The organism is Rothia amarae (assembly GCF_042677725.1).
Classification (GTDB): Bacteria; Actinomycetota; Actinomycetes; order Actinomycetales; family Micrococcaceae; genus Rothia; species Rothia amarae.
This window is the reverse complement of record NZ_JBHUCN010000005.1, coordinates 242,138-242,409: the sequence shown is the minus strand read 5'-3', so window position 1 is coordinate 242,409 and position 272 is coordinate 242,138. Positions and strand designations below refer to the sequence as shown.

1 pseudogene is annotated in these 272 nt (G+C 46.0%); it reads right to left on the bottom strand.

Annotated elements, in window-relative coordinates:
- Positions 1–272: pseudogene (locus ACFR81_RS02455) on the bottom strand (hypothetical protein); the annotation flags it as partial.

Here is a 272-nt window from a genome sequence, read left to right as displayed (position 1 = left end):
GTCGGTAATGGCTAGCAATCTCCCGTCTAAGGTACAGATGACTTGGTGATTGAAACCGGTTCTTCTGTGCTTACCTGAAAACAGTATTTGCCCTTGTGAAGACCAGTTCCAGATGGGGATTAACGTGCCGTCTATTACGAGTGAGCCAGGGAAATTCTTGAGTGATTCAAGCTCGGGAACCTTCAACTCAGTCAGCTTCAATAAGGCACTTTCGATGCGGTTGATGATTCTAGAAACGGTGGCTTGCGAGAGATCAAAGATATCAGCTAAGA